We start from the raw sequence: 24,918 nt of genomic DNA, 5'->3' as shown, positions 1-24,918 counted from the left end.
ATCCTCATCAAATTTGATTTGATAATAGTTCACTATTTCCTGCATCAAATTTGTCTGCGGTTGCTTGCGTTTTTTGATATTTGAACATCTCATGACGAAAACTTATGAATAAAGCAGGTTAAAATATACGTCAATCTATATACCAGGTTTTATTTTTCTGTCACAAAGAATGTTAAAACAAAAATGTCGTCGTGCAAATGGTTTCCGGCACACCTTTTGTAAAAACGTTTAATTGACCTGCATTCGGTAAACATTATTAATTTTGTCATTGTTGATAACGAAAACTAAAACTTTCAATAAAATGAAGAAAATTACAATTCTAATTGTAGCCGTCTTCCTGGCAATACCCTCAATCAGCGAAGCTCAGCGTGGAGATCATGCCATCGGATTGCGCTTTGGAGGCGGAATAGGACATGATGCAGAAATATCATTCCAGACACCTTTTAATAGCAACCGTGCCGAACTTGATCTTGGTTTTGGTGGAAGGGGGGATTACAGTTACTGGAAATTAACCGGGATTTATCAATGGGTAATGCCAATTGAGAGCGGCTTCTTCTGGTATCTTGGTGTTGGGCCGGGACTGGGCAGCTGGGCTGACGACCACTCCGACGACAGCGGTATTTACCTCACTGCGGCACTTAATGCAGGCATTGAATATAACTTTTCGGAAGTTCCGCTTCAGATATCCATTGATACAAGGCCGGAATTTTCACTTTCGGATACTCCGGATGATGCCTTTGGTTTTGGTTTGGCACTTGCACTTAGGTACCGGTTTTAATTAGTGCTCGTCTATAAACTCGCAATAATTTCCACAATACGTGTGTCTGTTCAGAAAGTGCCAGTTACAAGGCTTGCGAAGCAGCCAAAAACGGAGTTTACCATAGTAAATGAGTATTTTGGCGGCGAGCGTAACGCAGCAAATGGTACTTTATGGACAGACACCAATTACATTAGTCAGTTAAAAAGAGCCTAAACGCAATGACGCAAAGTTTTTATTATGAAAGAATTGTGTTTTGTGTCGTTGATTTTGTGAACAACTAATTACCAGTTTTGTGATGAACCAACTATTTAAAAGGCGCGGTGGTCTGTCCACTTTCCTGGCCGGAGGATGGCGGGAAGCCAAAACGGGCCACGTTCTTGGCCTTGCGCAAGGGCCGGAAATTTTGGCTTTTGCGGGGAGGTAGGTTTAAGCGGATCAGACTTTTGGGGTTCTTTTTGGGGCAATGCCAAAAAGAACAAAATCCCGATAATATTTTTTGTGAGTTTTTTTACAATATTTTTACAATACCTATAACGGGTCTGGGCCGTTTAGGCTTATTCTGTCGGACTACTGCAATAGTTGATCCAGCATTTTCTTAATTTTGGGAGCGTCCCATTTAGCAGCACCCGTTTTACTGATAAGCAAGCGGCCCGAAGGAGCCACCAGATATGTAGAAGGAATTGTAGAGGTTTCGAAAACTGCCGGAACATTGCTCAGAAGTGAATAAACCGGCATGGTATACTCATTCTTTTCAATAAATTTACTAATCACACCTGCATCCTCATTGCTGATCAGTATAAAAGCCACCTCATCTTTGTATTCATCATAGAGCCTCTGTATAGAGGGCATCTCGGCCACACAGGGTGGACACCAGGTAGCCCAGAAATTGACAAACAATGGTTTGCCTTTAAAATTTTCCAGACTCAGTTCTTTTGGTTCCCCGGTTCTCTTCAAAGATAATTGCCAGTCATTTTCAGAAAGAAAGACTACCTTATCGGTTTCGGAAGGAGAAAACAGTGTCTGCCGGATTAAAAAAGCCGACACCGGCTTACGTGTGCCGGGAAACAACATGGCAATAACAAACGCCATGAACAGAAAGTCGAGAACAATGGTCCACCAACGCTTTTTTCTGCTGTATCTTTTCCAGAAATTCTTCATTTCACTTCACTATTTTCGTAAAATTCCTGTACCGCACCTCATCCAAAAATACTTCTTTCAGGAATAACTTCAACTTTATTTCAAAAAAATGTCCAGCCAGGGAGATAAAGCAAATTTTTTGTATTGCTTCCCATCTGTAGTTTCAATATAAGCACCAACACGAGCCGTTCCCTTAAGATCAGGAATTTTCTCATAAAACTGGTCCAAATCGATAACCACTTTGTGACCGGTTCCCGGCGTCAAGGTTAAAGGAAACATATCTTCCTGGTTGCTGCTCTTCAGACGAAACCGCCGTTCATTCCCCCATTTGCTGAAAAGGATCATAGGAGCAAGAAATGTAAGTCCCTCAGAAGTTCTGTTTTCCACGGATATTCGCAACAATTTCCGGCCTGTTACCTTATCTTTCATCCTGACCACTTTCATCTTCACATGTCCCGGAAACAATGACTGAACCAGACTCCTCCACCACGGCTGTCTTGCCACCCAAACAATACCGGCACCCAATGCCAGAAGCAACAACAGCGTAATGAAACCGCCCGGCCTGCGTGTTTGGTCAGGCTTACGTTCACGCATCAATTCTTCGTAGCTTTTCAGATATGGTCCATTGTCTTCTCTTTTTTCTACCTTTTCAGAGACCGTTTCTTTGGAACCTGATTGCTGTGTCGAAAATTTTGCCTGTTGGTTGCAATAACTCACAACAAACAGGAAAAACAAACCAATAAGAATAAAATTCCCGTATTTAAGCCAGAATCGTCTGAAATCGAAAGGTTGCATCATACTGCTTCGCTATTGTGGAAAAGGCTGCAGGCCCTTATAATTGATGTAATATTCTCCGTCAATTTCCGGTTTTCCCATTTCTTCATCGGTATCCCCGTTCGCGTTGGCAATGCCCACGCTTGCAAAATAACACAATGCCCTGTGTTTTCGGGCATGCATACTAACACGTGCCGCAACGCGGGGTGTCAATACCCCCATATCAGGGAAGGTAGCTGTGCGAACCACAATGAACAACAAATTGCCGTTTCGTCGGGCAAGTATCTGAGGGTCGATATCTGGTTCCTTTCTCACATTCAGAACTTCATACCCATTGTCGATCAAATCTTTATATACAACCTTTATGCCCAAAAAGTGCAAATCTTCTTTTCCCATTAGTTGTTCTCCGGCCATAAATATATCTCTATTTTGTGTTTGTGTGTAAAATGCCACTATTATACATGGTTTAACGCACTTTTGCACAGTAGGAAAATCTTTTTCCCTATTTTTGCACCATGTGGATTTTAGTGATCGCTATATTGGCTGCATTAATCACAGCAATGATTGCCACAAGACTTTCATCGTCCCGGAAGCCAGGCACCGATACAAAGGTTGAACCCCCGGCGGCCGACTGTTGTGGCGCCCATGAAGTATGCGAAAAAGATGGCCTTATGGCACATCCACCGGAAAAAATCATTTACTTCGACGACGAAGAACTGGATGTATTTCGCGACAAAGACCCTGCCACATATACTCCCGAAGAAGCTGAACAATTTCGAGAGGTCCTCATCACTATGCACCCTCAAGAAGTGGGTGTCTGGCTGAAAAGTCTGATGGCACGCCGCATAAAATTACCGCCTGATATTCGTGAAGAAGCTTTAAATATCCTCAAAAAGCAAAGAGCCTGAACTAATGAACGAGTGTTCCTGTTTTCTCTCCCTTCAGCACCTTCATGAGATTGCCTTTTTTATCCATATTAAAAACCAATACAGGAAGACCATTCTCCTTGCACAGGGTTGTAGCTGTAAGGTCCATCACTTTCAATCCCTTCTTGTAAACTTCGTCAAACGAAATGGAATCGAATTTTACGGCTGTCGGGTCTTTTTCAGGATCAGCCGAATAAACGCCGTCAACACGGGTTCCTTTCAGCATCACATTCGCCCCTGTCTCAATCCCTCTTAGTGCTGAAGCCGTATCCGTTGTAAAATAGGGGTTTCCCGTTCCGCCTGAAATGATCACCACTTCCCCTGCCTCAAGGGCTTCAACCGCTTTGGGCTGTGAATAAAGCTCCCCGACAGGTTCCATACGAATAGCTGTCATTACCCGTGAACGAACACCTTTGTTCTGTAAAGCCGAAGCCAGAGCCAGGCTGTTTATAACGGTGGCAAGCATCCCCATCTGATCGCCCTTATAGCGATCGAATCCTTCGGCTGCACCACTCAAACCGCGAAAAATATTGCCACCTCCAATGACAATGGCAACCTGAACACCGTTTTCAACTATTTCTCCAATTTGAGAAGCATAATCGTCAAGCCGTTGGGCATCGATGCCGTGCCCCTGAACTCCCATGAGGGATTCGCCCGACAGTTTTAGTAAAATTCGTTTGTATTGCATATAACAGATTCTTAGATTTTTAGCTTTTAAGTTGCATCCGGATAACTGATATTGTAATTTTGGGGAACAGGAATATGCCTGTTTTGAAAGACCGAAGTCAGAGATTTAATATATTTAGTGTCTGTCCATAAAGTACCATTTGCGGTGTTAAGCTCGTCCGAAAATTACTCATTTACGATGAGTAAAATCCGTATTTTCGGAATTCGCAAGCCTTGCAACCGGCACTTTCTGACAAGACACACATATTGTGAAAATTTTTGCGATTTTATAGACACGCACTATTTATAACCCCAAAATTAATCCTTAACCAATCAAGGAAAAATTACTAGACAATTGCCAAAATTACGAATAATTTACAAGGGTTTAAAAACAGCTTGCTATTTCATAAACCATAGAATGAGTCCGGTCTAAAAAGCATCTTTGTTGCCAAACTCTGTGTTGATTTAAATTTTTGCATCCTCATTAACAACAAGTTAACTCCGGTACAAAAATTTAAAACGCCTTGATTTTGACAAAAATATGCTTTTTATACCGCACTCATAGAATAAAATGAAACCAAATGTTTCGGTCACTTATCAGTACTAAAGAAGATAACCGTTCACTAATTCCGAGAATCATCGTCGGGTTGGTTTTTCTTTCCGAAGGTATACAGAAGTTAATCTTCCCCGAAATTACGGGTGCAGCGCGGTTTGATAAGATTGGTTTCGAAAACCCGGAGTTTCTTGCTTCCTTTGTGGCTGTTTTCGAAATTGTTTGTGGTGTGTTTGTTCTTACAGGAACAATTGTGCGGTTGACAGTCATCCCTCTTTTGATAATAATGATTACGGCAATTGTGACAACAAAAATTCCGATACTCACTGAAGAAAGTTTCTGGCGTATGGCACATGCTGCCCGAACCGACTTTGCCATGTTATTGCTGTCGGTTTATTTACTTATTTACGGAGGAGGAAAATGGTCAGTAGACAGATTTCTGCAGAGGCATTAAAAAAGGACTGCCCTCATGGTACAGTCCTTTATCATATCCTGTGTATTAACTCGAAAATTGTTAATTATTCAGTGAATACCGCTTGAAACCGGTCACTGTTAGTTCCTTGTCGGCCCCTTGAAGATACTGCTTAATAGACAATTTATTATCTTTAACAAAAGCCTGCTCCAGAAGGGTACTTTCTTTGAAGAATTTTCCAAGACGTCCCTGGGCAATACGATCAAGCATTTCCTCGGGTTTGCCTTCATTACGTGCCATCTCTTTACCAATCTCAAGCTCCTTGTCGATAATATCCTGAGGTACAGAATCGCGATCGACAGCTATCGGTGCCATAGCAGCCACCTGCATGGCCACATCTTTGGCCATTTGATCCTCCACATCGGCTTTATTGAAGCCAACGATGGTAGCCAGCTTATTGCCGGGGTGAATATAAGCCATAACCTTTTCTGCTTCTATAACTTCAAAAGCAGCAAGTTCAAGTTTTTCACCAATAACACCGATTTGTTCGGTAATAACATCCTTAACAGGAACACCGTCCAGCTCAAGTTCCTGAAGTTCATCAAGGGTTTTTACGCCCTTTTCAAGACCAAGGTCGAGGATTGATTGTGCGAGTGCCACAAAGCTGTCATTCTTGGCCACAAAATCGGTTTCACAATTCAAGACCACCAAAGCACCTTTTTTGGCATCATCGGTAACTTTTGAAAGAACAACTCCTTCACTGGCTTCGCGATCGGCTCGTTTGCTGGCCACAGCCATTCCCTTTTTGCGGATTACTTCTACAGCTTTATCAAAGTCGCCTTCGGCCTCCTGGAGAGCTTTTTTGCAATCCATCATACCGGCGCCTGTCATTTTTCTGAGTTTACTTACATCAGCAGCAGTAATAGCCATGATATATCTTTTAATTAGATTATTATTAACATGATTGGATGAACCATCCTCTCTCAAACAATATTTATTCTTCTTTTCCGGATTCTTTTTCCGGTTGTTCTACTGCCTTTTCAGGAGCAGATTTTTCAGAAGCAGCCTTTTCCTCAGTCTTCTCTGTTTTTTCTTTCTCGTCAGAAGACGAAGCTACAGGTTCCTTTTTGGCAGATTTTTTATCTCCGGACGCGTCTTCTTTACGGGCGCGGGCACGGCGTCCTTCTGCTTTTTTCCCGCCCTTTTTGTCTCCCTGAGAATCTTTTTCTTTTTCGGCTTTACGTTCAGAAAGACCTTCTTTAATGGCCTGTGTCATAATATCAACGATAAGCTCAATGGAATTGGAGGCATCGTCGTTGGCAGGAATAACAAAGTCAATTCCATTGGGATCGGAATTGGTATCTACCATTGCAAAAATGGGGATGTTCAGTTTTTGGGCCTCTCTAACGGCAATGTGTTCTTTCATCACATCTACCACAAACATAGCAGCAGGAAGACGATTCAAATCTTTAATACTGCCCAAAGTTTTTTCCAGTTTGGCACGCTGACGGGTAATCTGTAATTTTTCACGCTTGGAAAGACGGTTCCAGGCATCATCGCCCATCAGTTTGTCGATGGATCCCATTTTTTTAACCGCCTTACGAACTGTAGGGAAATTGGTAAGCATCCCGCCCGACCAGCGTTCGGTCACATACGGCATATTGATTGCGCCAACCTTATCGGCAATAATGTCTTTAGCCTGTTTTTTGGTGGCAACAAAAAGAATTTTTCGGCCCGATTTTGCAATTTGTTTCAAAGCATCAGCGGCTTCATCAATTTTAGCAGCTGTTTTATGCAGGTCTATAATATGGATACCGTTGCGCTCCATAAACACGTAGGGAGCCATTGCAGGATTCCATTTTCTTTTAAGGTGGCCGAAATGTACACCGGCCTCTAATAATTGTTCAAAATTTGTTCTGGGCATGTTGTTTTTTTTAAACGTTTACATTCTGTGTAAAGCAACCATTAAGTAGTCCGTAACGCGGAATCTTAACAGTTTAGATACTAAACGTACCAGACGATTATTAACGCTTGCTAAACTGAAATCTTTTACGGGCTTTGGGTTGTCCGGGCTTTTTACGTTCGACCACACGAGAGTCGCGTGTAAGAAATCCTTCAGCACGCAAAGCACTCTTGTTTTCTTCGTTGATCTTTACCAGCGCCCTGGCAATAGCCAGCCGGGCTGCTTCGGCTTGTCCTTTAATTCCGCCACCAACAAGATTCACTTTGATATCGTATTCTCCGGCAACATTCAAAGTATTAAGCGGTTGCTTAACGATATACTGAAGAATAGCTGAGGGAAAATATTGAGTCAGGTCGCGATTATTGACGGTAATCTGCCCTTTACCCTCGGTAACATAGATACGGGCAATGGCCTCTTTCCTTCGTCCTATTGCGTTAATTACTTCCATACTGCTTATTTAATGGTATTAATATCAATAACCTTTGGTTTCTGGGCTTCCTGTTTGTGCTCCGAACCAACGTAAACATAAAGGTTGCGCAGCAATTTTCTTCCCAGTTTATTTTTGGGTAACATCCCTTTTACCGCATGCTGAACAAGCCTTGCCGGATCTTTGGCAAACATCTCAGCGGGAGTCGTTTCTTTCTGTCCCCCCGGATATCCGCTGTGTGAAAACATCACACGATCATTCCACTTTTTACCGGTAAGCTTCACTTTCTCAGCATTGATAACGATCACATTGTCTCCACAATCGAGATGGGGTGTAAAATTCGGTTTGTGTTTCCCCCGAAGCAATTTTGCGACGCGGGAACTCAAACGACCGATCACCATATCGGTGGCATCAACTACAACCCATTCTTTATTGATTGTGTCTCTTGTGGCCGATTTTGTTTTGTAACTTAAAGTATCCACAGTCTTCCTCTTTTGAATATTAGACCTACATTAAAATTAATACACAACACACTTGTATCCCTTATCGTTTCTGATATCGGGCAAACATCAACAACGATAAATCAATTGCGATACAATCATTTGTGTTGTTTAGCATGGATAATAATCGGCCGCAAAAGTACAGCTATTTTTAATAAATACCAATCTTTCAATAACAAAATTTGGGGAAGAGAAGATTAACGCGAAGAGGACATGACACAAAGATTTCTCAAAGAAATACTATGCTAATGCTGCGGATTCGTGCTTTTTTTTTTAACGGACGATTGCCAGTATATTTGTAGTGCAAAAAATTGACATAATGCAAACACATGAAGAATATATGAAAATGGCCGCAGATATGGCTGAAAAGAGTGTCAGAAAAGGCGGAGGTCCTTTTGGTGCGGTAATAGTGAAAAATGGTGAAGTCATTGCTGCCGCTTCCAATCGTGTAACCGAAAAACACGACCCGACAGCACACGCAGAAATGGAAGCCATCCGCATAGCCTCTCAAAAACTTGGAACACATGACTTGAGTGGTTGTTCCATTTACGCCAGTTGCGAGCCCTGTCCTATGTGCATGGGTGCAATTTACTGGGCACGACTCGACAATCTCTATTTTGGCAACACCCGCAGTGAAGCGGCATCCATAGGTTTCGACGATGAATTTATTTACGAGGAGTTGGAAAAACCTTTTTCCCGGCGCTCCATCCCCACTAAGCAGATAGTAACCGGGAACATAAAAAATGCTTTTGAAGAATGGTTACAATTTGAAGATCGAAAAGAATATTAGGATGAGACTGTACCGCGACTTCTACTCCCGTGATGTTCTGGATGTAGCGCCAGACCTGTTAGGAAAGGCTCTGGTACGCCGTTTTGATGATAGTGAAATCATGCGTCTGACCATCAATGAGGTGGAGGCTTACAGGGGAGAAGAGGACCTTGGTTGTCATGCCAGCAAAGGGCGAACACCCAGAACGGATGTAATGTACAATAACGGTGGCAAGGTATATGTATATCTCATATACGGAATGTATTGGATGCTCAATTTTACGACAGGTGGGGAAGGCCATCCACAGGCAGTGCTTATTCGCGGCTCGGTTGAAATTGAGGGGCCTGGTCGCATCGGACGTGCCCTGAAGCTGGATAAATCGTTTTACGGCGAGGACCTCTCGACATCGGAACGGATATGGGTAGAAAACCATGTATATTCTGATAAAATTGAGATTACGACTTCTCCAAGGGTAGGTATAGACTATGCCGGAGAATATTGGGCGGGAAAGCACTGGCGGTTTAGATGCTGAGCTACTATTGAAATAAACCCTCTTCACCCATTAAAAAAACTCTTCCTCTGTTATAAAAAAGGACGGGTTAAACACAATCTGTAGTCCCGGTGCAAAATCGAAACGACTATCCCTTACATCGTAATACCCTTCAAAGAGGAAAGAGAATTTAATCTTCTCCAGAAATACTCTGTTATAGCCAACTTTCATAGTTATCAGCTCACGTACAGGGATGTAAACATTTTCGCGAATTGGAGAAACAGATTGAAAAATGCCCCCTCCGCGTAAAGCAACAAAATCTTTACCATAGAAATAACCTGCCATCAGATTAGTTCGCCGGCTATTGGCCGTAAAACCCGTATACCAGGCTTGTCCGGTGTTAACCCCTAACTGACCGACTTCATTAAGATTACGGTAGGCAATGGCATAACCAAAAATACCGATATTTCTGAATCTTCTGTCAAGAGGGTACTCTGCTTTCAGTCCCCCGGCAATATCTATTGATGTTTGAACTCTTTCCGGATAATCACTCACTTCTCCCCCACGGTGAACAGCAATAATGTTAACCGGAACAGAAATATTCCATGCCGGGATAAATCCATCAGGCAGAAAATATGAACCACTCACGCCTGCAGTAAACCACTCCGGTATCTCATCGCCTTCCTGAATAAACTGTTCCCAGTCGACCCATACATCAGCCTGAAATTGCGGACGGTTGAACAAAAATTGTAATCCGTTTTCAACGGGGCGAACATACTGTCTTTCATAATCGAAAAGCGGCTCTATAACATTGTGATGGATGTGACTCCGCAAAGACCCCATAATGACATCAACAGATGGAGATAATTTAAGATGGGCAGACAGCACCGGACGCACTTCACTGTAGTAATTTAGTCCGCTGTATTGCTGAAGAAAAACGCCGGCACGTAACCGCAAACGATCTCCTGCATAATACATAAGGCTGGGCTGAATACCGTAGCCTATCAGTGTATGTCCCCAGGCAAACTTGTTCTTATACTCATTATCCTTTACAAAATTTATATTGGCTACGTGAAATAATAATTGATTAGAACGTTCTGCATCAAATTCGGGATAGTAATAACGAAACTCATTATTTATCTGAGCAGCAGCAGTGATAGAGGTACAAATTATGAAAACAAACAATAAATATTTTTGTATCTGTTGATTAATCATGTCAGCGGAATCAGTCTTTTCTCCAAATTAATTAGAAGTGTCTGTCCATAAAGTGCCATTTACTGTGTTATGCTCGTCCGAAAATTACTCATTTACGATAAGTAAACTCCGTATTTCCGGACTTCGCAAGCCTTGTAAATGACACTTTCTGAACAGACACATGATAAGTAGGAATCTTTTCCTACTTCATTGAGACGCATTAATTAGTAATTCTTCTCTTTCTACTGATAATTCAGAAAAAAGTTCTTAATTTTTTTATTTACTAAAGCCGGATTGCCTGCTCCGATTTATCGGGAGAACCCGTCCAAAGTAATCCGGACTCGTTTCACAGGTATAAACAGTGGAAACTGATTTTTAAATACGTGAGCCCTGTCTAAAAAGCATTTTTGTTGCCAAACTTTGTGTTGTTTTAATTTTTTGCATCCTCATTAACAACTATTTAACTCCGGTGCAAAAATTTAAAACGCCTTGATTTTGACAAAAATATGCTTTTTATATCGCACTCATACGTAATTTAATACTTGATACTAACCTACCGGTGATTGCATTCAATCTGATTGTTTTTTTCCTTCTCTATCTGAACGGTTGCATGAGAAATATTGAACTCATCCTTCAGCATTTTCTGGACATCGGCTAAAAAACGGTCTCCACCGCCTCCGGGAACGACCAGGTGAACGGAAATAGCCGTCCGGTTGGTACTGAGCGCCCACACATGCAAGTCGTGCGCATCCTGTACACCGGGATAGTTGTTCAATGCATCTCTGACCTCTTCAATATTAATATTTTTCGGGACGGCATCCAATGCAAGATTCACCGAATCGACGAAAAGGCCCCATGTACCCCATAAGACAACGGCTATAATGACAAAGCTGACTGCCGGATCGATCCATTGATGACCCGTAATATTGATGAGCAAGCCGGCTACAACAACCCCAAGTGACACACCGGCATCGGCAGCCATATGCAAAAAAGCGCCCTTAATGTTTAAATCGTGTTTCTGGTCTTTCATGAAAAGCAGAGCCGTAATGGTGTTGATAACCACACCTATGCCCGCTACGATCATTACACTTGTGCCTGCTACGGGTTGAGGTTCCTGCAGTTTCATAATAGCATCTTTTGCAATAAAAAAAACAGCAATAAAAAGCAGAACGGCATTCAATATGGAAGAAAGTATGGTACTTCGCTGCCATCCGTATGTATATTTTCCCCGCGGAGTCATATTTGCCAGACGGAATGCCCCCCATGCAAAAAACAATCCCAATACATCGCTGGCATTATGGCCTGCATCGGCAAGCAACGCCGACGAATTGGCAATTAACCCGTAAAAAACTTCAACCCCTACAAAAGCAAGGTTGAGCGCTATGCCTATGGCAAACGCCCTCCCGTGGGCAAAATATTGATGATGTGACTGTGACATTTTTATCAGATAATTTAAAGGTAGGGTACTTCCCTTATTTTGGTAGTTAAATTATTCTAAGTTATTGGCCGAATGAAACTCGCATAATAGTGTTGTGGTAAACTTATCTATGTTCATTTCATCTTACATTTAATAGTTGTTACGCGGCTGTTAGAATTGTTAAGTTGTTAGAGTTGTTAATATTGTTATTATTGTTGCTAAGTTATTATTACTTCATCTAACAGTCCTAACCTGGACAAGCCAGAACCAAACAAATTTTTACATTATCTGTCTCAGCTCCGCAGCTTTTTGTTTTCTTCTTACATAATTCTACCTTTCTGTCGCCGCTCTGCGGCTATTAATTGCTGATATATTGTTGACAATACTAAAACCGCGGAGCGGTGACAGAGCGGTAACATTACCAATAAAGTAAGTAACAATTAACCGCGGAGCGGTGACAGAGCACTAATTTTGACCAAAAAAAACAAAAATACCAGGCGTAAGACACTGACAATCATAATTTTAACTACTTAGTGTCTGTCCATAAAGTACCATTTGCTGTGTTACGCTCGTCCGAAAATTACTCATTTACGATGAGTAAACTCCGTCTTTTCGGACTTCGCAAGCCTTGCAACCGACACTTTTTGAACAGACACACATATTGTAAAAATTTTTTTCGAGTTTATAGACACGCACTACTTATAAACAAATTGCAAGTTATCAATGAGCCCGGTCTAAAAAGCATCTTTATTGCCAAACTCTGCGTTGATTTAAATTTTTGCATCCTCATTAACAATGGGTTAACTCCGGTACAAAAATTTAAAACGCCTTGATTTTGACAAAAATATGCTTTTTATACCGCACTCATCAATAAATTCGTGGCAGAACCTACGAATGAATAGAAAAACCAACAAACACCCTGTTTGGTTTACCCTGGCAATTGAAGATATTTGACTGAAATTGCCGGCAGGAAATAAAGTTGCTATATTTCGGGCATGTGGATCGACCTGGGATATTGGGGCCTTTTTCTGGCCAGCTTTTTAGCAGCAACCATCATCCCGTTCAGTTCGGAATTTGTACTGAGCGGAATTCTGGCTGCCGGTGGAGATCCCGTATTAAGCCTTGCTACGGCTACGCTTGGCAACTGGCTCGGGGGACTTACTTCTTACTGGATAGGATGGCTGGGAAAATTCGAGTGGATTGAAAAATACCTGGGCATTCCGAAAGAAAAACTTGAAAAGTGGCACCAGAAAGTGAAAGGGAAAGAGGGATGGATAGGCCTGTTTTGCTGGTTACCCGGCATTGGAGATATTATTGCCGTTGTACTTGGGTTGCTTAAAAGCAATTTTTGGATCGCATCAACGGGAATGCTTGCAGGAAAGGCTTTGCGTTATCTCGTATGGGGAATGCTTACGCTGGAAATTATTTCGAGTCTTTAACCGCTGAAATACAAAGACATAGAGCTAACATGAAATCTGGTCTTCCGGGCATCATAGCACAATACAATATTAAAGGCGAAAAAAATTTTCCTACGCTGAAGCCCGGTAACAGTCCATTAAGCAAATACCGCAAGCGCACTAAATGTTTTTAAAAATGTCAAAAACAACAACGCATCAAAAAGTAAACCCTTACAACATCACCTTTTAAAAAACCGAAAAACATAATAATTCTGATCCTGAGAGACCTTCAAAAGATAAATACCTGTTGACAAACCCGAACAAGAAATGGTGGCTTTTCCTTCATCGAAATTAATGACACCGGAATCTATTGTTATTCCATGAAGATTCAGAATTTCGTATGTGACCGATCCGAAGAACCCGGAAAAGTGAAAATTAATCCGATCTTCAACCGGATTTGGAACAATCCCCATCTCCTTTATGCTCAGCTCAGGGTACCCGGTAATGATTCCCTGAGTAAATATCTCGTTTACGGCAGTCGCATCCATTCCATACCCAAATATACTCACATCGTCTATCGCTCCCGTAAAATAACGGGAACCATCGTATAACCGACCAAAATTTAATGCATTGGCAGTTGATGTATTTATGATATTACTGGCATCTTTCCTCCACGCTTCTGCCGTCAACAACTGTCCATCAGCATAAAACCGGAAGTCATCAATGGTTTTTTCTGTTCCCCCGTCAAAAGCAATGGCATAAAAATGCCAGTCACCATCGGTATTGTCAAACGCTTTGTTAATCACCGTGCCTCCCACGGTTAATTCAAGTCCCGTGGCCCGCGAGTTCAGATCAATTTCCAAACGATCGCCATACGCGTAACTTGAAGTATTGCTACCATAGCTTAGCACAGCATTAGAATAAGATGCATCCGGTGTCACACTGGTTTTTGCCCAAAAACAAATTGTTCGCGGATTTACCCCTGCAGGCCCCGGAAACAACAACTGAATGTAATCATCAATCCCGTCAAAACCAAAAGCTGAATCAGGGTTACCTGCTCTGTCGGCCACAGAAACTGCGCCGTAGACGACCCCGTGATTGATCCCTTTACTGTCATCAGCATTACCATCAAAAGACCAGTACGACAAGGGCCCTGACAAACTACCCTCAACTCTGTTTACTTCAGTAAGATTATAGAGAGTACCATTATTCCCATTCCCTGAAATATCGTAAACTGTTGTCCCCTCCTTTTCTTCAAATTGCCATAGCATCACCAGTCCGTCTTCATTTCCCGAAAGATATTTTTGATAATTTTCCAGAATCTCTCCATCAGTCCGAACGGTATTCCACACCCGCACCTGGTCTATGTCGCCTTCAAAGCACTCGAAAGGGAGCCCGTCATTTACTGATCTCCCCTTTCCAGCAACGATAACATCATCGAAATTATTTACATTATAGGTAAATACTTTAACAGGCAGTCCATCCACGTATAACTTCGATCCATCCGTCACTCCGCTGTCAAATGCAAATGCAACATGATGCCAGGTTCCATCGTTCAGAGGAACACTCGTGGGAATGGTTCCGGAAGTCCAGTCATAAGTAGACAGCGCATTATCTCTAAGAAAAATCCCATAATTATCTTTTTTAACCACGATACCTCTGAAGTCGGTACCTGCATTGGACGTTTTGATCCAAGCCTCAATGGTACCTTTTGTCAGATCCAAGGAAGCATTGTCTGTTCCTAAAACAAACCCATTGTCGGTGTCGCCTGTAAAATGGAGTCCGCTTTGAGCCAAAATCAATTCAGGCAGCAGCAAAAGCCCGAAGAACAGTAAAAAATAGATCTTCATAACTGTAATTTATAGAATCCGTTTGATTTTTATACGGAGCGGTATAGGGTACAGTTACTTCTTAATACCTCCGCAAACACCATATTTTGACCAAACGCCAAAAAAACAGGACGAAAAGCAGAATTTCAGATATACAACTCTCTGCCGCCTCTGTAACAAGAAGGAATAATTAATCTGCACCTTCTATCTATCCATGGACAACTGACCCGACTGGCATATCCACCAAATTGGCAATCCCCATAGAAGCAGACAGGTAAATTTGAACGGATAAAAGGTTTAATCTCTTACTTTCCCAGGGGTGTCGCAAAAACCTGCACCCAATATTTGCCGTCGCGGGAAAGTGCTGCCCCCATTTCGGTAAACTCACCGTTCATAATGTTACTGCAATGCCCCGGACTCTCAAGCCAGCCTTCTACAGCTTCCTCAACGGAACGGGGCCCCATTGCAACATTTTCCCCAACTGCCATCCACAAATAATCCTCGCGTTCAATTCGCATCACTACCGTCGATTTATCTGAGCCGGTATGGTCAAAAAAATCATTGTCGGCCATGTCGTCGGCATGTTTTTGTGCTGCCTTGGCCAGCTTTACATTCCATTTAAGCGGTGGGACGGCCTCATGCCTTTTCCCTCCACAAAGGCGCCTGGTCATCCGGGCATCGTTGACCAATTGCAGCATTTCCCTCTCATCAAACTTAACATCAGAATAATCAATGTTTTGAGTTGTCCCCAAAACGCCCCATGAGAATATTAAAACAGAAATCAGTGTTTTCCACATAATGCAACAATTTGGAACTTTTGATCTATGAGTGCACTCTAAAAAGCATCTTTGTTGCCAGGCTCATTGTTGTTCTATTTTTTACATCCTCATTAACAATGAGTTAATTCAGATACAAAAATTTAAAACACCTGTATTTTGACAAAAGTATGTTTTTTATATAAATACTCTGTTAAACTTTTGCAATACGCTGCAAACCAATGCTGTGTCTAAAGATGTTCATTTATTAAAATACAGTATATCAAGGTGGTTGTACAAGTTATCTTACATTTTATATCTAAAAATCTAAGAATCTATTGTATACCACACTCCTCAAATAAACCGGGAAACTGGTGAACTATTGAATTGAGAAGCTTTCACCTTCTATCCAGCCCTCTGCTCCATGCCCCATGCTATCTGCTTCTACCTGCAAAGAACTGTCAACTAACAAATTTATCCATCTGTTTGTTGCGGATTTTCGGCCTTAAGCGAACCAAAGAACATGAATATAACAAATATCAATCCAAGCCACCCCATGGAGGTGTAGGTTTTGAAAAATGTTTTGGAGAGACTGAAAAAATAGGGTGCCAAAGCACTGGCAAATACAAGCATTGACATAGCCCGCCCGGAAATGGCACCCAGATGTTTGCGCCCGAAAAGCTTTGGCCATGTTACCGAATTAAGAACAGCAAACAATCCACCGCTTATCCCTGCTCCAACAATAATCAGCCACAGGCCCCAGCCACCTGATAACCCTATCAGTCCTGCAACCCAAATAAATGCCCCGCCAAGCATAACAAAAAGTAACCTCTTGAGTGGCATTATATCACTAAGAAAATTAAACAATGAGGAAACGCTCACATTAATAATGGATATGGGCAGGAAAACGGCTACCGCCTCTTCCCTGTCAAGTCCGGCAGATGTAAAAATATCGACCATGTGAAAGGATAATCCTGTAATGAAGAAAGAGTTGAACGACATCATCAAAGCATACATCCAAAACGCACGGGTGGCAAAAGCCTCTCTTGGCAAAAACTGTTTCAACCGGGGAAATGACTTATGCGAATTTCTCCGGCTGCCGGATCGACCATCGGGTACCAACCCCACTTCCTCGGGATTATCGCGATAGAAAATCCACATAAACAATGTAATTATCAAAATACCAATGCCCAATATTCGCCAGGCGCCTGCCCAGTCCCATTTCCTGATGAGTAAATCAAACAAGAGGGGAGAACTCGAAAAGCCAAGTGAAATACTGATGCTTACAAATGCATTGACACGACCCCGGTACCGGTCGAACCATTTCATGATCATATTGCGTGAGGCCATGGTCAACACACCCTGACCACTAAATCGCAGGAGAAAAAAGAAAACCATCATTATGGCAAACGGGACGCCCCAATGGCGAATGCCTGTCACTGCAATCACTTTGGCACTCAAAACATCGGAAACCGAACTTAAAAAAAGCGTAGAAGCCAACATTATGGCCGAAGTAACGGCAACTACACGAGCACCCCTTCGATCGAACCACCGGCCTGCACGCCCCAAAAGTAACGAACTTACAAAAGTTCCTACCATATAAGCAGCGCTAAACTGATCGCGCGTCAACCCGAGAGCATCTTTCACCGGATCGGTAAAGGCCGACACACCAATGGTCTGTCCCGGCACACTTGCCCAGATACCGATGGTCCCGAAAAATGCAACGACATAACCATAAAAAAATGGCCATCTTGTAAAACTGGCTTTGTTTTTCATAATCCGGCAAAGTTACGAATAACCTAAAAAGCAAAGTGTAAAGTCTTTTCAAAAGCCGCTAAAAAAGCTTTAAAGCTTCAAAGACTTAATTGTTAATTCCCTCTTTGTTATTACCCGTTCATTTTTATATATTTACATTTCCTCATTCAAATACAAACATCATGTTTACGGCCCCTTTCAAAAGATTGTTCATTTTTCTGCCGTTATGCTGCTTTTATTTATTTTCAACACCAGTAATAGCACAATCTTCCGGTAGTATAATTATTTCAGAAATACTGGCCTCTAACTCCAATATGCTGGAAGATGAAGACGGAGATTTTTCCGATTGGATAGAGTTATATAATCCGGGAGATGACCCTGTTAATCTCGAAGGTTGGGGACTTTCTGATGATGAAGAAGAACCAATGAAATGGACATTCCCGGAGGTCACTCTCGCTCCGGGCGAATATCTGATAGTCTGGGCATCCAACAAAAACCGTAAGCCTGACATACAAGCCCCCGGTCAGGGTATAACCAGGGAAGTTTATCTAGAAATTCCCGGTTCAAGTGTTGATGATTTACTTTCATCCCCAGGGTTCCCTGCAAAACCGGATTCTGAAACAATCGTTACAACTGTTTTTGAAGCACCTTCCAATATCGATGATAATTACGGGCAAAGAATGCATGGTTTGCTTAAGGCACCACAAACCGGGTATTACGTGTTTTGAACACCTGTTTAATTACGAACATTGTAAATATGTTCCGGGAAAGGTTGCGAACAACTGGTATTCAGAACATCCGGGTGAAGAATGGAATGATGGCCGTCCCGCCAACTATAATCAAGTATCCCGTTAGAAGTTTTTACAAGCTTCCACTCCTGCTCAGGTACCACAATGCCTTTAACGTTGATGGTGTATGGAAACTTTATTTGCAACGAAACAAAAACAAGCAGTAAGAAAAAGAGAAGAACTCCTGAAACAATTTTTATCCTGACTGTCATTCCTAACAATTACTGAAAATGTGCATGGCCTAAAACTAAACAAAAAATTACCCGGCACCAAAAATACCGGGCAATTCTTATTGAATTGATTTATACCTGATATTAAATCGATCAATATAGCAATATCCCGTTAAATTCTTTCAAACGGCTGATATTTAATTGTTTATGAAATTGAAAAGGAATAACCATAACTCTCTCATAATAAAAACTTAGCATCACTACTTTTAGACCATATTTTAAAGGACTATTATTGTGCAATACTCCGTTAAACTTTTGCAAAACATTGCAAAACAATTGTTTGCATCTAAAGAGGTTTAATTGTTAAAATACAGTATATCAAGGTTGTAAAAACCATCTTATATATAACAAAAACCACAAAGTGCTCAAAACATGTTATTTATGCACTTTTGTCAGCTTCTTGAATATGTCAGTACCTCTAAAACATTGCTATTGACTATTGACTAAAAACTATTGACTAAATTACTTATATCTAAAAATCTAACGATCTATTGATTGTGATAAAAAGAATTTAAATCCATTCAGAAAAGTCCGGAAATACGGCCTTCTTCATCAATGTCAATATTCTCGGCAGCCGGAGTTACCGGCAATCCGGGCATACGCATAATATTACCGGTGACAGGGACGATAAAACCGGCTCCGGCGGCTATCTCAATTTCGCGAACAGTCACAACAAAATTCTCCGGCCGTCCAAGCAATTTGGGATTGTCAGATAAGGATTTCTGTGTCTTTGCAATGCAAACGGCCTTGTCGTCAAGACCCAATTCGGCCACAACTTTCAGGTCTTTCCTGGCCTGTGGGGTATAATCAATGGCTTTGGCGCCGTATATTTCTTTGGCAATGGTTTCAATTTTTTTCTCTACAGACCAGTTCCAGTCGTAGAGCGGCTTCATTGAAGAGGTGCAGCTCTCGGCTGCTTCAGTCACCAGCCTGGCAAGCTCTTCGGCGCCTTCACCCCCCCTGGCCCACACATCGGCAACAGCGGCTTTTACGCCTAACTCTTTACATTTTTCTTTTATAACACTGATCTCCTCGTCGGTATCCGATACAAACCGGTTGATTGCTACCACGGGGCATACATTGAATTTCTTCATGTTTTCCACATGTTTCTCGAGGTTCTCAATGCCCCGACGCACTGCCTCCACATCGGGTTTATTAAGGTCGCCGACGGGCACTTCACCATGATACTTCAAAGCCCTTACCGTCGCTACCAACACTGCAGCCTGGGGCTCCAGTCCTGACGACACACACTTTATGTCAAGAAACTTCTCGGCACCAAGGTCAAAACCAAAACCGGCCTCGGTAACCACATAATCGGATAATGAGAGCCCCATTTTTGTGGCCAGCACCGAATTGGTCCCCTGCGCGATATTGGCAAACGGTCCGCCGTGAATAATGGCAGGATTTCCTTCCAGTGTCTGCACCAGGTTCGGTTTGATGGCATCTTTCAACAAAGCCGCCATGGCACCCTGGGCATTCAGATCGCGGGCAAAAACAGGCTTTTTGTCGTGCGTATAACCAATAAAAATATTTCCAAGCCTTTTTTTCAGGTCTTTAAAATCCTCGGCCAGACACAAGATTGCCATAATTTCAGAAGCTGCTGTAATATTAAAACCGGTCTCCCTGGGAACCCCCGATGTGGTACCACCAAGGCCCACAATAATGTTTCGCAGCGAACGGTCGTTCATGTCCATTACCCGCTTCCAGTGAACAGTGCGGGGATCAATATCAAGAGAGCGGTTGTTGTGCTGAATGTTATTATCAATGAGGGCGGCCAGTAAATTATTCGCCTTTTCAATGGCTGCAAAATCACCTGTAAAATGCAGGTTGATATCTTCCATCGGGATGACCTGAGAATGGCCACCACCAGTGGCACCGCCTTTGATTCCGAAAACAGGTCCGAGACTGGGTTCGCGTAGAACCACCGTGGTTTGCTTTCCTATTCGGTTCAATCCCTCGCTCAATCCGATTGATATGGTTGTCTTGCCTTCTCCCGCCGGAGTTGGAGAAATAGCCGAGACAAGCACAAGTTTCCGGTTTTTTATCTTTCCGGGGTCAATCAGTTTCAAAGGAAGCTTGGCTTTATACTTCCCGTACAACTCAAGATCGTCAAATGGAATGTTAAGTTTTTCTGCAATTTCTGAAATGGGTTTAATCCCGGCCTTACGGGCTATTTCTATATCACTTGCCATAACAGTATACTTTGAAATTATCTAAATCAATAGTCCGTTTAACTTTTATAATATACTACAAACCTGTTGCATGTGACTAAAAAGCTTTGTATTCTAAAATGCAGTATATCAAGTTTATATAGATGTTCTTATATCTTCAATCTAACAATCTACAGTAAAGTACCACTTGCTGTGTTACGCTTATCCTTTATAGTAATAGGATATGAAGATATGTAGAATTGTTGAAGTGTCAAAATCTATTTTTGAGACAGGGGAAGGGTAAATTTAAAATCGCTTCCTTCGCCCGGAGTACTCTCAACCCATATTTTGCCGTTTTGTTTTTCGACAAACTCTTTACACAAAAGTAGTCCGAGTCCGCTCCCGGTTTCATTGGCAGTTCCTGTATGAGAAGTATGGGCGGATACATCCCACAGTTTTTCCTGAAGTTCCCTGCTTATACCAACTCCGTTATCCGAAACAGTAACCATTGCCATGTCCTGTTTTCTCTCTGTTTTTACAATAATTTGTCCGCCTGCTGAAGTAAATTTAATGGCATTGGAGAGAAGGTTACGTACAATAGTTTTCAGCATAAATCGGTCGGCTCTTACATAAGCGTCTCCACAAGAACGGAAATCAATTTTTATATCCTTTCGACGAGCCTGTTCTTTAAGTAACTCAAAAACTTCATTACTAACTTCATCCATATTGATTGTTTTCAGATTTGTTGTCAGTTTTCCGGACTGTGAGTTGGCCCATAAAAGTAAATCCTCCAATAAGCTGTATGTTTGTTCTGCCGCCCGATGAATCTGCCTCAGATGCTCTTCGATTTCATCTGTTGTAAAACTCTTGAGATTGGCGATCAACAATTCTGAAAATCCGATAATGGAAGTGAAAGGCCCGCGAAGATCGTGTGCAATAATAGACAGAAATTTATCCTTTGTCGCAATCACCTGAGCAAGCTCATTTGCCTGCTTCCCGATTTTTTCCTGCCGTTCTTCCAATATGGAATTGATTTCCAACAACTGTTCCTTCTGATTTTCCAGCACCTCTTTTTGCTGCCGGATTTCTTCTGTGCGTCTGTCAACAAGGATATTTAGCCGGCGAATGCGCCGCATCCTTGACAAATAAAAGCCGACAAAAATAAATACTGCAATAAGAACTAAAAATCCCCTGAACCAGTAGGTTTGCCAAAAAGGCGGCAGTATTACAATCTTTAATTTTTGCTGTTCTTCTCCCCATTCGTTATCAACTTTACATTTTATTTTAAAAACATATTCGCCGGGATTCAAATTGGTATAAGTCGCTTTGCGGTTTTTTCCGACATAATACCAATGCTTGTCAAAGTTTTCAAGCATGTAGGCATATTCAATATCGTCCGAAAAATTATAATTCAATGCAGCATAATCAATGGAAAACATTGAATAGCGCCAGGGAATTTCAATAAACTCTGTTTCTGTTATTGATTTTTTTAAAAGAGAATCCTTTCCGCCTATCTCTACCGGTTTATTGTATACCTCAAACCCTACAATCTCTATAGGAGGATAACTAACCGCAACGCTAATACTATCCGGATGAAAACGATTAAATCCATTAATCCCGCCAAAATAGAGATAGCCTTCTTTGTCTTTAAATGAAGCACCTCTGCTAAATTCAATATCCTGCAATCCGTGAGAGGTAGAGTATCTTCTGTAATCTTTGGTTTCGGGATCAAACTTAAACAACCCGTCATTAGTACTAACCCACAAATTGTGATGATCGTCCTCCTCAATTCCCAACACTCTGTATTCCGTAAGGCTGTCGCCCAAAGAACAATAATAGAAATGCAGATTGTCTGGATTTAACCGGTGCAGCCCCCTGTTGGTTCCAAACCACAGATATCCTTTATGATCCTTCATCGAACATAAAATATTTCCGTTTCGAAGCCCTCTTCCATCGCCTTCAACGCCGATAAAACGCCGGAAAGTCCCGTTTGGCCGCAGCATATTCACCCCGCCACCGTCAGTGCCAATCCAAAGATATCGGCCATCTCCTTCGATAATGTTGACAATGAAATTGTTGCTAATCGTCTGCTCATCATCACCGTTGCTCATAAAATGTGAAAAAGTACCCGACGCCTTATTGTATAAATTTAACCCCCCTCCAAAAGTACCCACCCATATATTATGATTGTGGTCTTCATAAACCATGGATATTGCATTCGAATTAATACTCCCTTCATCCGAAGGATCATATCTAAATCTGGTAAATTCCCCCGAGGTTAGATCATATTTCATAAGGCCTCCACCCCATGTCCCGAACCACATATTCTCATCAGAGTCACAGGTAATTCCCATTACATAATCATCTTCCACCAGTCTTTTATTATCCGAACCAAAGGGAAACGTCCTGAAATCAAGACTCTTCAAATCAAGGATACTAATGCCGCCGCCATCCGTGCCTATCCAAATATTCCCTGAAGGGTCCTGTTCAAAACTTGTTACACTATTATGCGTTAATCCATTGCTGAGATTTTTCTTTCGAAAATGCTCGAAAGCATTATAGTTTTTGAAATAAACGTTGACACCACCCGAGTAAGTCCCAATCCAGATATTACCATAGGAATCTTTATAGAGTGAATATATAGAATTATTGTTAATGCTTTCGGAATCAATGTCGTCCTGAACTATAGTTGAAAATTTTTTCTCAGCAGGATTATAAATACTTAGTCCTCCATTCTCTGTTCCAAACCAGATATTGCCCCGGTCGTCTTCAACAATTGCCCTTACCATATTGCTGCTCAGAGAATTGTCGTTGGAAGGATCATGTGAGAAATTCTCAAATAATTTGGTTTCGGGGTTATAGCAACTAACACCGTTGCCGAGGGTAGCAAACCAGATGTTTCCGGAACTGTCTTCATAAATATCATAGATGCTATTACCTGCCGGTGAGCGGGGATTGTCAGGATCATGTCTGAAGTGCTCAAAAGTCCCCTTTTCCGGGTCATAGCGGTCAATTCCTCTGTCTGCCCAAAAACCTATCCATATATTTCCTTTCGAATCCTCAAGAATGGTCCTTACACTATTATATCCAAGAGAAGAGTCGTCATCGGGTTTATGCACCATCCGCAACAACCTGGAACGATCCTTATTTATCTTAAACAATCCTGAAGCATAAGTCCCAATCCATATATTTTTCTCAGAATCTTCAATAATTGCCGCAACGTTGGTAGAAGGTATTTCCTGATATGAACCCGGAATTTGATTAAAACTTTCAAATATGTCATTTTCGGGATTATATCTGTCAAGTCCGCCACCCAGATACCCAATCCAAATATATCCGTCACTGTCCTCAAACATTGAACTGATCTGGTTGCTGCTCATGGAGTTTTCTTCTTCAGAGGAGTATTCATAAACCCGGAAATTATACCCGTCAAATCGGTTTAATCCGGCCCTTGTGCCAAACCACATAAATCCCTTCGAATCCTGCAAAATTTCCACAACATTATTCTGCACCAACCCATCCTTTGAGGTAATATGCCTGAATTTCATGTTGGGACTCTGTGCCCTGGCTATAAAACAACTAAATAAAAGGACAACAAATAATAATCCTTTATGCATATCTTCCGTTTAGATTTTTTACCTGCTAAAATCAACAAACCGTTAAATTATTGCAAGTATTCAGCTCAATACACCGTTAAACTCTTGTGATAAAATGCAAGTCAGGTGCGTGATAGAAAGATTATGTTTGCTAAAATGCAGTATAACAAAGTTATGCACATCATCTTGTATCTAATATCTAACGATCTAATGAAAAAGGTACTTTTAGAAAAACACTTTACTTTCTATACGTTCTGTTTGTTCGAAAGTTTTCGTAACCGAATGGAATTTCTTTTATTTCGAATCTGATGAACACCGAAAAAACCCGCTTTAATCAGCTTTGTATAAAACAAACTGCTTTTCCCTGATTCAAACAAAACATCATTCCAATCGTAAAGTACAAACTATTCATTTTCAAAATTATAAAAAT

The 24,918-nt window shown here is 41.7% G+C and carries 23 protein-coding genes; 7 read left to right on the top strand and 16 right to left on the bottom strand.

The features are described from left to right. Positions 1 to 301: 301 nt before the first annotated feature. On the top strand, positions 302 to 778 hold the full coding sequence (locus OQ5_RS0102630) for a hypothetical protein (RefSeq protein WP_016776003.1): 477 nt from the start codon (positions 302 to 304) through the stop codon (positions 776 to 778). A gap of 549 nt (positions 779 to 1,327) precedes the next feature. On the opposite strand, the gene OQ5_RS0102620 is transcribed toward OQ5_RS0102630, so the two are convergent. From OQ5_RS0102620 to OQ5_RS0102610, 3 genes are all read right to left on the bottom strand, one after another. Beyond that, positions 1,328 to 1,918 (bottom strand): TlpA disulfide reductase family protein, encoded by a 591-nt coding sequence (locus OQ5_RS0102620; RefSeq protein ID WP_016776001.1) that lies wholly within the window; start codon positions 1,916 to 1,918, stop codon positions 1,328 to 1,330. A gap of 75 nt (positions 1,919 to 1,993) precedes the next feature. Further along, the gene (locus OQ5_RS0102615; protein WP_016776000.1) at positions 1,994 to 2,695 is read right to left on the bottom strand and encodes a hypothetical protein; all 702 of its coding nucleotides are present in this window, start codon (positions 2,693 to 2,695) and stop codon (positions 1,994 to 1,996) included. A 9-nt stretch (positions 2,696 to 2,704) separates the two neighbouring features. Next, the gene (locus tag OQ5_RS0102610) at positions 2,705 to 3,085 is read right to left on the bottom strand and encodes a hypothetical protein (RefSeq protein ID WP_016775999.1); all 381 of its coding nucleotides are present in this window, start codon (positions 3,083 to 3,085) and stop codon (positions 2,705 to 2,707) included. 101 nt (positions 3,086 to 3,186) lie between these two features. On the opposite strand from OQ5_RS0102610, the gene OQ5_RS0102605 reads away from it, so the two are divergent. After that, a complete protein-coding gene (locus OQ5_RS0102605) occupies positions 3,187 to 3,579 on the top strand; it encodes a hypothetical protein (protein WP_016775998.1) in 393 nt (130 codons plus the stop codon). Between the two features lies 1 nt (position 3,580). Here the strand turns inward: OQ5_RS0102605 and pyrH are convergent, their stop codons facing one another. Beyond that, positions 3,581 to 4,285: a UMP kinase gene (gene pyrH / locus OQ5_RS0102600; RefSeq protein ID WP_016775997.1), complete on the bottom strand. Its 705-nt coding sequence runs from the start codon at positions 4,283 to 4,285 to the stop codon at positions 3,581 to 3,583. Positions 4,286 to 4,844: 559 nt separating this feature from the next. Here pyrH and OQ5_RS0102595 point away from each other — a divergent pair. Further along, positions 4,845 to 5,270 (top strand): DoxX family protein, encoded by a 426-nt coding sequence (locus tag OQ5_RS0102595; protein WP_016775996.1) that lies wholly within the window; start codon positions 4,845 to 4,847, stop codon positions 5,268 to 5,270. 60 nt (positions 5,271 to 5,330) lie between these two features. Here the strand turns inward: OQ5_RS0102595 and tsf are convergent, their stop codons facing one another. The 4 genes from tsf to rplM all read right to left on the bottom strand — a co-directional run bounded on the left by tsf (position 5,331) and on the right by rplM (position 8,100). Then, positions 5,331 to 6,158 (bottom strand): translation elongation factor Ts, encoded by an 828-nt coding sequence (gene tsf, locus OQ5_RS0102590; protein ID WP_016775995.1) that lies wholly within the window; start codon positions 6,156 to 6,158, stop codon positions 5,331 to 5,333. Between the two features lie 64 nt (positions 6,159 to 6,222). After that, positions 6,223 to 7,152 (bottom strand): 30S ribosomal protein S2, encoded by a 930-nt coding sequence (gene rpsB / locus OQ5_RS0102585; protein WP_016775994.1) that lies wholly within the window; start codon positions 7,150 to 7,152, stop codon positions 6,223 to 6,225. Positions 7,153 to 7,252: 100 nt separating this feature from the next. Then, complete coding sequence (rpsI, locus tag OQ5_RS0102580; RefSeq protein WP_016775993.1) at positions 7,253 to 7,639, bottom strand: 30S ribosomal protein S9; 387 nt, start codon at positions 7,637 to 7,639, stop codon at positions 7,253 to 7,255. 5 nt (positions 7,640 to 7,644) lie between these two features. Next, positions 7,645 to 8,100, bottom strand: a complete 456-nt coding sequence (gene rplM / locus OQ5_RS0102575; protein ID WP_016775992.1) for a 50S ribosomal protein L13 — start codon at positions 8,098 to 8,100, stop codon at positions 7,645 to 7,647. A gap of 337 nt (positions 8,101 to 8,437) precedes the next feature. Between rplM and OQ5_RS0102570 the strand changes: the two genes are divergently transcribed. Both OQ5_RS0102570 and OQ5_RS0102565 read left to right on the top strand, forming a co-directional pair. Further along, a complete protein-coding gene (locus OQ5_RS0102570; protein WP_016775991.1) occupies positions 8,438 to 8,908 on the top strand; it encodes a nucleoside deaminase in 471 nt (156 codons plus the stop codon). A gap of 1 nt (position 8,909) precedes the next feature. Continuing rightward, a complete protein-coding gene (locus OQ5_RS0102565) occupies positions 8,910 to 9,419 on the top strand; it encodes a DNA-3-methyladenine glycosylase (RefSeq protein WP_016775990.1) in 510 nt (169 codons plus the stop codon). A gap of 30 nt (positions 9,420 to 9,449) precedes the next feature. Here the strand turns inward: OQ5_RS0102565 and OQ5_RS0102560 are convergent, their stop codons facing one another. Together OQ5_RS0102560 and OQ5_RS0102555 are read right to left on the bottom strand one after the other, a co-directional pair. Beyond that, complete coding sequence (locus tag OQ5_RS0102560) at positions 9,450 to 10,592, bottom strand: hypothetical protein (protein ID WP_016775989.1); 1,143 nt, start codon at positions 10,590 to 10,592, stop codon at positions 9,450 to 9,452. Between the two features lie 532 nt (positions 10,593 to 11,124). Continuing rightward, positions 11,125 to 12,009, bottom strand: coding sequence for a cation diffusion facilitator family transporter (locus tag OQ5_RS0102555; RefSeq protein WP_016775988.1), 885 nt, complete (start codon positions 12,007 to 12,009; stop codon positions 11,125 to 11,127). Positions 12,010 to 12,983: 974 nt separating this feature from the next. Here OQ5_RS0102555 and OQ5_RS0102550 point away from each other — a divergent pair. Next, positions 12,984 to 13,427 carry a YqaA family protein gene (locus OQ5_RS0102550; protein WP_016775987.1) on the top strand — a complete coding sequence of 148 codons (444 nt, stop codon included), beginning with the start codon at positions 12,984 to 12,986 and terminating at the stop codon, positions 13,425 to 13,427. Positions 13,428 to 13,624: 197 nt separating this feature from the next. Here the strand turns inward: OQ5_RS0102550 and OQ5_RS0102540 are convergent, their stop codons facing one another. The 3 genes from OQ5_RS0102540 to OQ5_RS0102530 form a co-directional block, all read right to left on the bottom strand. Beyond that, positions 13,625 to 15,235 (bottom strand): LamG-like jellyroll fold domain-containing protein, encoded by a 1,611-nt coding sequence (locus OQ5_RS0102540; protein WP_016775985.1) that lies wholly within the window; start codon positions 15,233 to 15,235, stop codon positions 13,625 to 13,627. A gap of 284 nt (positions 15,236 to 15,519) precedes the next feature. Beyond that, on the bottom strand, positions 15,520 to 16,011 hold the full coding sequence (locus OQ5_RS20025) for a CAP domain-containing protein (RefSeq protein WP_016775984.1): 492 nt from the start codon (positions 16,009 to 16,011) through the stop codon (positions 15,520 to 15,522). 432 nt (positions 16,012 to 16,443) lie between these two features. Next, positions 16,444 to 17,745, bottom strand: coding sequence for an MFS transporter (locus OQ5_RS0102530; protein WP_016775983.1), 1,302 nt, complete (start codon positions 17,743 to 17,745; stop codon positions 16,444 to 16,446). Positions 17,746 to 17,906: 161 nt separating this feature from the next. Between OQ5_RS0102530 and OQ5_RS0102525 the strand changes: the two genes are divergently transcribed. Next, positions 17,907 to 18,452, top strand: a complete 546-nt coding sequence (locus OQ5_RS0102525; RefSeq protein ID WP_016775982.1) for a lamin tail domain-containing protein — start codon at positions 17,907 to 17,909, stop codon at positions 18,450 to 18,452. 8 nt (positions 18,453 to 18,460) lie between these two features. Here OQ5_RS0102525 and OQ5_RS0102520 read toward each other — a convergent pair whose 3' ends face one another. From OQ5_RS0102520 to OQ5_RS0102510, 3 genes are all read right to left on the bottom strand, one after another. Further along, complete coding sequence (locus OQ5_RS0102520; RefSeq protein ID WP_016775981.1) at positions 18,461 to 18,724, bottom strand: hypothetical protein; 264 nt, start codon at positions 18,722 to 18,724, stop codon at positions 18,461 to 18,463. A gap of 539 nt (positions 18,725 to 19,263) precedes the next feature. Then, positions 19,264 to 20,934, bottom strand: a complete 1,671-nt coding sequence (locus OQ5_RS0102515; RefSeq protein WP_016775980.1) for a formate--tetrahydrofolate ligase — start codon at positions 20,932 to 20,934, stop codon at positions 19,264 to 19,266. Positions 20,935 to 21,170: 236 nt separating this feature from the next. Further along, positions 21,171 to 24,509 (bottom strand): sensor histidine kinase, encoded by a 3,339-nt coding sequence (locus tag OQ5_RS0102510; protein WP_016775979.1) that lies wholly within the window; start codon positions 24,507 to 24,509, stop codon positions 21,171 to 21,173. Positions 24,510 to 24,918 lie beyond the last annotated feature (409 nt).

The sequence above is a fragment of the Anaerophaga thermohalophila str. Valhall genome, assembly GCF_000250735.1.
In the GTDB taxonomy this organism is placed as follows: domain Bacteria; phylum Bacteroidota; class Bacteroidia; order Bacteroidales; family Marinilabiliaceae; genus Anaerophaga; species Anaerophaga thermohalophila_A.
The sequence above is the reverse complement of the archived record's forward strand: the minus strand, read 5'-3'. Positions and strand labels throughout refer to the sequence as shown.